9 protein-coding genes and 1 pseudogene are annotated in these 9,718 nt (G+C 64.4%); 8 read left to right on the forward strand and 2 right to left on the reverse strand.

Annotated elements, in window-relative coordinates; genetic code table 11:
• A partial coding sequence (locus LO50_RS02540; protein ID WP_044314022.1) for a LysR family transcriptional regulator occupies positions 1–510 on the reverse strand: 510 nt, incomplete at its 3' end.
• A 109-nt stretch (positions 511–619) separates the two neighbouring features.
• Here LO50_RS02540 and gcl point away from each other — a divergent pair.
• The 5 genes and pseudogenes from gcl to pyk all read left to right on the forward strand — a co-directional run bounded on the left by gcl (position 620) and on the right by pyk (position 7,329).
• Positions 620–2,401, forward strand: a complete 1,782-nt coding sequence (gene gcl / locus LO50_RS02545) for a glyoxylate carboligase (protein WP_044314023.1) — start codon at positions 620–622, stop codon at positions 2,399–2,401.
• Positions 2,402–2,579: 178 nt separating this feature from the next.
• The gene (gene hyi / locus LO50_RS02550) at positions 2,580–3,362 is read left to right on the forward strand and encodes a hydroxypyruvate isomerase (protein WP_041013143.1); all 783 of its coding nucleotides are present in this window, start codon (positions 2,580–2,582) and stop codon (positions 3,360–3,362) included.
• Between the two features lie 28 nt (positions 3,363–3,390).
• The gene (locus LO50_RS02555; protein ID WP_041013142.1) at positions 3,391–4,281 is read left to right on the forward strand and encodes a 2-hydroxy-3-oxopropionate reductase; all 891 of its coding nucleotides are present in this window, start codon (positions 3,391–3,393) and stop codon (positions 4,279–4,281) included.
• Between the two features lie 329 nt (positions 4,282–4,610).
• Entirely contained in the window at positions 4,611–5,882 is a 1,272-nt protein-coding gene (locus LO50_RS02560; protein ID WP_044314024.1) for a glycerate kinase type-2 family protein, read from the forward strand.
• Between the two features lie 32 nt (positions 5,883–5,914).
• Positions 5,915–7,329, forward strand: a pseudogene (gene pyk / locus LO50_RS02565) (pyruvate kinase).
• A 35-nt stretch (positions 7,330–7,364) separates the two neighbouring features.
• Here pyk and LO50_RS02570 read toward each other — a convergent pair.
• Complete coding sequence (locus tag LO50_RS02570) at positions 7,365–7,589, reverse strand: DUF2188 domain-containing protein (protein ID WP_044314025.1); 225 nt, start codon at positions 7,587–7,589, stop codon at positions 7,365–7,367.
• Between the two features lie 271 nt (positions 7,590–7,860).
• On the opposite strand from LO50_RS02570, the gene hmpA reads away from it, so the two are divergent.
• The 3 genes from hmpA to LO50_RS23990 form a co-directional block, all read left to right on the forward strand.
• A complete protein-coding gene (gene hmpA, locus LO50_RS02575; RefSeq protein WP_044314026.1) occupies positions 7,861–9,039 on the forward strand; it encodes an NO-inducible flavohemoprotein in 1,179 nt (392 codons plus the stop codon).
• A gap of 51 nt (positions 9,040–9,090) precedes the next feature.
• The gene (locus LO50_RS02580; protein WP_014819394.1) at positions 9,091–9,324 is read left to right on the forward strand and encodes a hypothetical protein; all 234 of its coding nucleotides are present in this window, start codon (positions 9,091–9,093) and stop codon (positions 9,322–9,324) included.
• A gap of 234 nt (positions 9,325–9,558) precedes the next feature.
• The coding region (locus LO50_RS23990) for a con-10 family general stress protein (RefSeq protein ID WP_080902066.1) at positions 9,559–9,718 on the forward strand (160 nt) is incomplete at its 3' end.

Here is a 9,718-nt window from a genome sequence, read left to right on the forward strand (position 1 = left end):
CTCTGGCGAGCCGCATACCACCCGCCTGTTCGGAAACAGCCGCACCGCCACATAGTTGGGGTCGGTCACCTCGCCGATGCGAATGCCCATGTCGTAACCGTGGCGCACCAGGTCGACCACGCTGTCGGTGAAGTTGAACGACAGCTGCAGGTCCGGATAGCGCGCCTGGAACGCCGGTGCGTGCGGGCCGATATGTCGCCGGCCGAATGCCGCCGGCGCCGACACCACCAGATGGCCACGCACCGAAGTGCGGTCATGGCTGATGCTGGCGTCCACCTCGTCGAAATCCTTCAGCAGCCCACGGGCGCGCTCCAGATACTGCTCGCCCAGATCGGTCAATGACAGCCCGCGCGTCGAGCGGTGCATCAGCTTCACACCCAGATGCCGCTCCAGCGCATCCAGCCGCCGGCCCATCACCACCGGGGTGACGTTCTCCTTGTGCGCAGCCGCGGCGAAGCTGCCGCAGTCGGCCACCAGCACGAAGCTGCGCAGGGTCGTATAGCGATCCATTCGATACTCCTGATATCGACAGAACTGAAGTCTCGACCAATTCCGCCAGCGAATCCAGGGCGGCATGCTTGAGCCACGTAGAAAAACTATCGAATAAGAGGTGTGATCCATGGCCCGCATGAGAGCAATCGACGCCGCCGTCGCGGTATTGCGCAAGGAAGGCATCGACACCGCCTTCGGCATCCCCGGTGCCGCGATCAACCCGCTGTATTCCGCCCTGCGGGCCGACGGCAGCATTCGTCACATCCTCGCCCGCCACGTCGAGGGTGCCTCGCACATGGCCGAGGGCTATACCCGTGCCAAGCCGGGCAACATCGGCATGTGCATCGGCACCTCTGGCCCGGCCGGCACCGACATGATCACCGGCCTGTATTCCGCCTCGGCCGACTCGATCCCGATCCTGTGCATCACCGGTCAGGCGCCGCGTGCCAAGCTGCACAAGGAGGACTTTCAGGCCGTCGACATCGAATCCATTGCCAAGCCGGTGACCAAATGGGCGGTTACCGTTCGCGAACCGGCGTTGGTGCCGCGGGTGTTCCAGCAGGCCTTCCATGTGATGCGCTCGGGTCGCCCCGGCCCGGTGCTGATCGACCTGCCGTTCGATGTGCAGATGGGCGAGATCGAATTCGACATCGACACCTACGAGCCGCTCGCCGTGTACAAGCCGGCGGCGACCCGCAAGCAGATCGACAAAGCCATCGACATGCTCTGCGCCGCCGAGCGCCCGCTGATCGTCGCCGGTGGAGGCATCTACAACGCCGCGGCCGAGGCCTTGCTGGTGGAATTCGCCGAGACCGTGGGCGTGCCGGTGATCCCGACCCTGATGGGCTGGGGTTCGATCCCCGACGACCATCCGCTGATGGCCGGCATGTGCGGACTGCAGACCAGCCACCGCTACGGCAACGCGACCATGCTGGAATCCGACCTCGTGCTCGGCATCGGCAACCGCTGGGCCAACCGCCACACCGGCTCGGTGGAGACCTATACCAAGGGCCGCAAATTCGTTCACGTCGACATCGAGCCGACGCAGATCGGCCGGGTGTTCGCGCCGGACTACGGCATCGTCTCCGACGCCCGCGCCGCGCTCGAGCTGTTTGTCGAGGTAGCCAAGGAGCGCAAGGCCGCAGGTCGTCTGCCGGATCGTCGCGCCTGGGCCGCCGACTGCCTGGAGCGCAAGCGCACCATGCTGCGCAAGACCAACTTCGACAGCGTGCCGATGAAGCCGCAGCGTGTGTACCAGTGCATGAACAACGCCTTCGGCAAGGACACCTGCTACGTCAGCACCATCGGCCTGTCGCAGATCGCCGCCGCGCAGTTTCTGCACGTCTACCAGCCGCGCCACTGGATTAACTGCGGCCAGGCCGGCCCGCTTGGCTGGACCATTCCGGCAGCGCTCGGCGTGGTTGCCGCGGACCCGGCGCGCAAGGTGGTGGCGCTTTCGGGCGACTATGACTTCCAGTTCATGATCGAGGAGCTGGCGGTGGGGGCACAGTTCAAGCTGCCCTACATCCACATCCTGGTGAACAACGCCTACCTCGGGCTGATCCGCCAGTCGCAGCGCGGTTTCGAGATGGATTACTGCGTGCAGCTCGGCTTCGAGAACATCAATGCCGACCAGAGCGGCATGGAAGGCTACGGCGTCGATCACGTCGCGGTGGTCGAGGGGCTGGGCTGCAAAGCACTGCGCGTGTTCAGGCAGGAAGACCTGCGCCCGGCCATCGAACAGGCGCAGGCCTGGATGGCCGAGCATCAGGTGCCGGTGGTGATCGAGGTGATCCTCGAACGGGTGACCAACATCGCCATGGGCACCGAGATCGACGCCATCAACGAGTTCGAGGCGCTGGCCGCAGGCCGGGAAGATGCCCCGACCGCGGTTGGATTGCTGGATTAGGCATCACTCGTACGCGTGGAAAACGCTTCGCGGTTTTCCACCCTACGCCACGCCAGCGCAGTGCAACCATAGGGTGGATATCGCGAAGCATATCCACCGCAACGCAACACCCAGGGTGGTCACCACACCGCCGCAATGCAGAACCGAATTTGATCCCTACAGATCAGGAGAGAGAACCATGCCCCGCTTTGCCGCCAATCTGTCCATGCTGTTCACCGAGGTCGATTTCCTTGACCGCTTTGCTGCCGCTGCCGAAGCCGGCTTTACCGGCGTCGAATACCTGTTCCCCTACGACTACCCGCCCGAGGAGATCAAGGCCCGGCTGGACGCCAACCAGCTGACCCAGGTGCTGTTCAACCTGCCGGCCGGCGACTGGGCTGGCGGCGAGCGCGGCATCGCCATCCTGCCGGAGCGGGTCGAGGAATTCCGCGCCGGCGTGGACCAGGCCATCGCCTACGCCAAGGTGCTGGGCAACACCCAGGTCAACTGCCTGGCCGGCATTGCCCCGCGTGGCGCCGACCTCGGCCAGCTGGAAATCACCTTTATCGAAAACCTGCGCTACGCCGCGCAGAAGCTCGAGGAAGCCGGCATCCGCCTGGTGATGGAGATGATCAACACCCGCGACATCCCGCGCTTTTTCCTCAACAACACCTCCCAGGCGCAGGAGATTCGCGGCAAGGTCGGTCACGCCAACCTGTTCCTGCAGTACGACATCTACCACATGCAGATCATGGAAGGAGACCTGGCGCGCACCATCGAGAACAACCTGGCGGCCATCAACCATATCCAGCTGGCGGACAACCCCGGTCGCAACGAGCCGGGCACCGGCGAGATCAACTATCGCTTCCTGTTCGAGCATCTGGATCGCATCGGCTACCAGGGCTGGGTCGGCTGCGAGTACAAGCCGGCCACCAGCACCGCCGAAGGCCTCGCCTGGCTGAAGACGCACAACGCCATCTGACCCGAACAGAATTTGAGGAGAAACGACCATGGCTAAGATCGGATTTATCGGCACCGGAATCATGGGAAAGCCCATGGCAAGCAACCTGCAGAACGCAGGCCACCAAATATTCCTTTCCGAACACCACGACAAGGCACCCGCCGACCTGCTGCAGGCCGGCGCCATCGCCCTGGCCACGCCGCAAGAAGTCGCACAGGAAGCCGAGTTCATCATCGTCATGGTGCCGGATACCCCGCAGGTCGAAGACGTGCTGTTCCGCGACCAGGGCATTGCGGCTGGCGTCGGCCCAGGAAAAGTGGTGATCGACATGAGCTCGATCTCCCCCAGTGCTACCAAACAGTTCGCCGAGAAGATCAAGGCGAGCGGCGCCGAGTACCTCGACGCCCCGGTCTCCGGCGGTGAAGTCGGCGCCAAGGCAGGCAGCCTGTCGATCATGGTCGGCGGCAGCGAAGCGGCCTTCGAGCGCGCCCTGCCGCTGTTCCAGGCGATGGGCAAGAACATCACCCGCGTCGGCGAGAACGGCGACGGCCAGACCGCCAAGGTGGCCAACCAGATCATCGTTGCACTGAACATCCAGGCGGTCGCTGAGGCCCTGCTGTTCGCCGCGAAGAACGGCGCCGACCCGGCCAAGGTGCGCGAGGCGCTGATGGGAGGCTTCGCCGGTTCGAAGATCCTCGAAGTGCACGGCGAGCGCATGATCAAGGGCACCTTCGATCCGGGCTTCCGCATCAGCCTGCACCAGAAGGACCTCAACCTCGCCCTGGCCGGCGCCCGCGAGCTGGGCCTCAACCTGCCCAACACCGCCAACGCCCAGCAGGTGTTCAGCACCTGCGCGGCCATCGGCGGCAGCGGCTGGGACCACTCGGCACTGATCAAGGGCCTGGAGCACATGGCCAATTTCTCGATCCGCAAGGAGTAAAGCCTTCGAGCGCACTGAGTCGGGCCTGCGCCCCCACCTTCAGGGACAGACAGACCAGGTGGTGGGATCAGCGCAACGCTCAGCACCAGTGATGCTCAAAGGGTTGGTGTGCAGGTACGCGGGGTCGGAATCATCGCGTCTCCCCCACGACCAGGGCCCCGCGCGCCTGCACACCAACCGCCGTCTGCGGACGGCATCTTTTCGATTCGCCCGGCACAAGGAGTCACGGCCCGACTGCCGGGCGGGTCGATTTCAACCCTTAGCGCTTGCATTGCCGAGCCCTAAGGTCTGCAATCGGCCTCTGCAAAAAAAGACCCAAGGAGCCAGAGATGCCCATCGATCCCCAAGCCCTGCTGCGCCAGCTGTTCGACAGCGCCATCGAGGCCGCCCATCCGCGCCACGTGCTCGCCGACCACCTGCCTGAAGACCGCAGCGGTCGCGCCATCGTCATCGGCGCCGGCAAGGCCGCCGCGGCCATGGCCGAAGCCATTGAGCAGGTCTGGGAAGGCGAGCTGTCCGGCCTGGTGGTGACCCGCTACGAACATCACGCCGACTGCCGCCGCATCGAGGTGGTGGAGGCCGCGCACCCGGTCCCGGACGATGCCGGCGAGCGCGTCGCACGCCGCGTATTGGAGCTGGTCAGCAACCTCGAGGAAAGCGACCGGGTGATCTTCCTGCTTTCCGGCGGCGGCTCCTCGCTGCTGGCATTGCCGGCCGAAGGGATTTCGCTGGCCGACAAACAGGCGATCAACAAGGCGCTGCTGCGTTCCGGCGCGCACATCGGCGAGATGAACTGCGTGCGCAAGCATCTCTCGGCGATCAAGGGCGGCCGCCTGGCCAGGGCCTGCTGGCCGGCCAGCGTATACACCTATGCGATTTCCGACGTACCCGGCGACGAAGCCACGGTGATCGCCTCCGGCCCGACCGTCGCCGATCCGACCACATCGGCGCAGGCACTGGAGATCCTCGAGCGCTACCACATCGAGGTGCCGGCCAACGTGCGCGCCTGGCTCGAAGACCCACGCTCGGAAACCCTCAAGCCGGGCGATCCGATTCTCTCGCGCAGCCACTTCCAGCTAATCGCCACGCCGCAGCAGTCGCTCGATGCGGCAGCCGAAGTAGCCCGTTCCGCCGGTATCACCCCGTTGATCCTCGGCGACCTGGAAGGCGAAGCGCGTGAGGTGGCCAAGGTGCATGCCGGCATTGCCCGCCAGGTGGTGCTGCACGGCCAGCCGATCGCCGCGCCCTGCGTGATCCTCTCCGGTGGCGAGACCACGGTGACCGTGCGCGGCAACGGCCGTGGCGGACGCAACGCCGAATTCCTGCTCGCCCTCACCGAAAGCCTGCAAGGCCTGCCCGGCGTTTACTCCCTGGCCGGCGACACCGATGGCATCGACGGTTCCGAGGACAACGCCGGCGCACTGATGACCCCGGACAGCTTCGCCCGCGCCGAAGCACAGGGCCTGCGTGCCGCCGATGCGCTGGCCAACAACGACGGCTATGGCTACTTCGCCGCGCTGGATAGCCTGATCGTTACCGGTCCGACGCGTACCAACGTCAACGATTTCCGCGCCATCCTGATTCTGCCGCCCTCGGCCTAGACCGAGGACGCTCACCTGCCAGCGAGCCCGCCATGAAACCCGACAAGAAGGTCAAGATACTTGCCACCCTCGGCCCCACCACCCGCAGCATCGATGATGTACGGGCGCTGGTCGCCGCCGGGGTCAACCTGTTCCGCCTGAACTTCAGCCATGGCGAGCACGCCGACCATGCCGAACGCTTCGCCTGGATTCGCGAGGTGGAACGTGAGTTGAACCAACCGATCGGCATCCTCATGGACCTGCAAGGGCCCAAGCTCAGGGTCGGCCGCTTCGCCGAGGGCAAGGTGCGGCTGGATCGCGATCAGGCCTTCCGTCTGGATCTGGACCCGACGCCGGGCGACAACCGACGCGTGAACCTGCCGCACCCGGAGATCATCGCCGCGCTGGAGCCGGGCATGCAGCTGCTGATCGACGATGGCCGCCTGCGTCTGACGGTCACCGCGCGCCACAGCGATGCCATCGACACCCGCGTGGTCGCCGGCGGCGAGCTGTCCGACCGCAAGGGCGTCAACGTGCCGGAAGCAGTGCTGGAGCTTAGCCCGCTGACGGAGAAGGATCGCCGCGACCTGGCTTTCGGCCTTGAACTGGGCGTGGATTGGGTGGCCCTGTCCTTCGTCCAGCGCCCACAGGACATTCACGAAGCGCGCAAGCTGATCGGTGAGCGCGCCTTCCTCATGGCGAAGATCGAGAAACCTTCGGCGGTGCAGCACCTGCGCGAGATCGCGCGGCTGTCCGACGCGATCATGGTCGCGCGTGGCGACCTCGGCGTGGAGGTGCCGCCGGAGAATGTGCCACGCATTCAGAAGAACATCGTGCGCATCTGCCGCCAGCTCGGCCGCCCGGTGGTGGTGGCGACGCAGATGCTCGAATCCATGCGCTTCGCCCCGGCGCCGACCCGCGCCGAGGTCACCGACGTGGCCAACGCGGTCGCCGAGGGTGCAGACGCGGTGATGCTGTCGGCGGAAACCGCTTCGGGCGACTACCCGCTGGAAGCGGTGAGCATGATGAGCAAGATCATCCGCCAGGTCGAAGGCGGCCCGGATTTCCAGGCCCAGCTCGATGTGCACCGACGAATGCCGAGGCAACGCTGCCGGATGCCATCAGCTGCGCAATCCGCCGCATCAGTGGCATCCTGCCGATTGCGGTGCTGGTCAATTACACCGAATCAGGCCGCTCCAGCCTGCGCGCCTCACGCGAGCGCCCGGCCACGCCAATCCTCAGCCTGACGCCGAGCACCGCCACCGCGCGCAAGCTCACGGTGGCCTGGGGCGTGTATTCGGTGGTGGATGCACCGATGCGCGATATGGAGCAGGTCAGCAGCCACGCCCTCGAGCTGGCGCGCGCCCAGGGCATGGCCGGCAGTAGTGACACGGTGCTGATCACCGCTGGCGTGCCGCTCGGCCAACCTGGCACCACCAACACGCTGCGTATCGAAGTCCTCGACTAGGTTGGCAGCCCACCCAGCGCACAATGGCCAAGCTGTCAGCCCCTGGTCTCCAGCGGGTTCTGCTCCTGCGGGTAGCGATGCTCCTCCTCGACGCTGCCGTCGTCGCCGTGGACGTTCACCAGCGCAGTACGCAGCTTCATGTAGTCGCGCGTCTCATCGAGAATGTCCTGTCGATTCCCGGCTTCGAGCAACGCGCGCTGATCGCCTTCTTCGCGTAGCACCCAGCGGTCATCTTCGTGAGTGATGTGGTAGATCTCCATGGCCCTCTCTCCTGCTTGAATGAAATATCGCGGATCGCCCCTGGTAAGAAAGCTGCCAGCGGGCGAGGTTCGATCGTAACAACTAAGGTAATTCCGACCCTTTACGGTCCATATCACCATGGAAAGCCAAGGTTCTTTTTACCTCGCACATCCTGCAAACCTTGATTCAAGTCAATTTTCGACCTGGAACGATTGTTGAAAGCCTCTATGGCAGAACGTTTCGTGTTCGCCCCGCGAATACAGGACGACTGTCCCATCAGAGGAGTTAGCAATGCTTTGCGCTGAACAGACTGCCCTTATCAAAGCCACCGTGCCGCTGCTGGAAAGCGGCGGCGAGGCCTTGACCACCCATTTCTACAACCTGCTGCTCAGTGAGCATCCCGAAGTGCGCCCGCTGTTCAATCAGGCCCACCAGGCCAGCGGTGAACAGCCGCGTGCACTGGCCAACGGCGTGCTGATGTATGCCAAACACATCGACCGGCTCGACGCCCTCGGTCCGCTGGTCGCTCAGATCATCAATAAGCATGTCGCGCTGCAGGTGCTGCCCGAGCATTACCCGCTGGTTGGCTCCTGCCTGCTGCGGGCGATCCGCGAAGTGCTCGGCGACGAGATCGCTAGCGACGCCGTGATCGACGCCTGGGGCGCCGCCTACCAGCAACTCGCCAACATCCTTATCGGTCAGGAGGAGAATCTCTACCAGATCAAGGCCGAGGCGGATGGTGGCTGGCGGGGGGCGCGGCGTTTTCGCATTGCGCGCAAGACCGTCGAAAGCGCAGAGATCACCTCCTTTCACCTGCAGCCGGAAGATGGCGGCGCGTTGATGGAATTTCTGCCCGGCCAGTACATCGGCCTGCGCCTGGAGGTCGACGGCCAGGAGGTGCGCCGCAACTACTCGCTGTCCGCCGCCAGCAATGGCAGTGAATACCGCATCAGCGTCAAGCGCGAGCCCGGCGGCGTCGCCTCGAACGCGCTGCATGCCATGCCCGAAGGTGCCGTGCTGGAGCTGTTCGCGCCGGCTGGCGAGTTCACCCTCGAACCGGGCGACAAGCCGCTGGTGCTGATAAGCGGCGGCGTCGGTATCACGCCTACCCTGGCGATGCTGGAACAGGCTCTGGCCAGCGCACGACCGGTGCACTTCATCCACTGCGCGCGCAATGCCGGCGTGCATGCGTTCCGCCGCAGCGTGGACGGGCTGGCCGAGCGTCACGCCCAGCTCAAGCGTTTCTACTGCTATGAGGAGCACGACGGCGCAGATGCCGCGCCGGATGCCGTTGGCCGCCTGACCGAGCAACAGCTTGGCAGATGGCTACCGGAAGACCGCGACGTAGACGCCTATTTCCTCGGGCCGAAACCCTTCATGGCTGCCGTCCGCCGCCAGCTGAAGTCACTCGGTGTGCCGGAACAGCAAACCCGCTACGAGTTCTTCGGTCCCGCGTCGGCACTCGATTGATCCATTCGGAGGCTCGCCCGGCGCGAGCCTCTCCCCGAAGGAGATTCAGTCATGCTTTATCACTCAGCTTCTCCACAACGCCTGATGGGCGCCGCAAATGCGCTGATGGTCGCAGGCATACTGCTCCTGCTGCTGGGCATCAGCGGCGCCTACCTGTTCGATCGACATCTGGCGATGGGCAGCATCATCGCAGCCCATGCGTTGGTCATCCTCGGCCCCACGGCGCTGAAGATCGGCTACGTGATGCGCCTTCTGGCCGAGCGCAAGACGAAACTTGCGGCCTGAGGCGCGGCTGGATAAGTCCGCGCTCGGATAATCATAATTCGTTCCTGCAACTTTGCCGCTTCGCCTGTGATTTCAGTCCGCCATAGTCATACGCAACATGGGGAAAACCATTCGTCTACACTTTTGAATTCACCGAAACTCTTGTCTGAAGTCTTCCTCTGACACAGTGAGGCTGATTGATCTCTCTCTTTCAGCCGTTTGTGAACGTGTCTATCCAATTGAGGAGAAAAACACATGGCAAATAGTAATCCTGGCAACTTCGCCAACGATCGAGAGAAAGCTTCCGAGGCCGGCCGCAAGGGTGGTCACAACAGCGGCGGCAACTTCGCCAACGACCGCGAGAAGGCCTCCGAGGCCGGCCGCAAGGGTGGCCAGAACAGCCACGGCGGTGGCC

The sequence above is a fragment of the Stutzerimonas stutzeri genome (genome assembly GCF_000935215.1).
GTDB lineage: Bacteria > Pseudomonadota > Gammaproteobacteria > Pseudomonadales > Pseudomonadaceae > Stutzerimonas.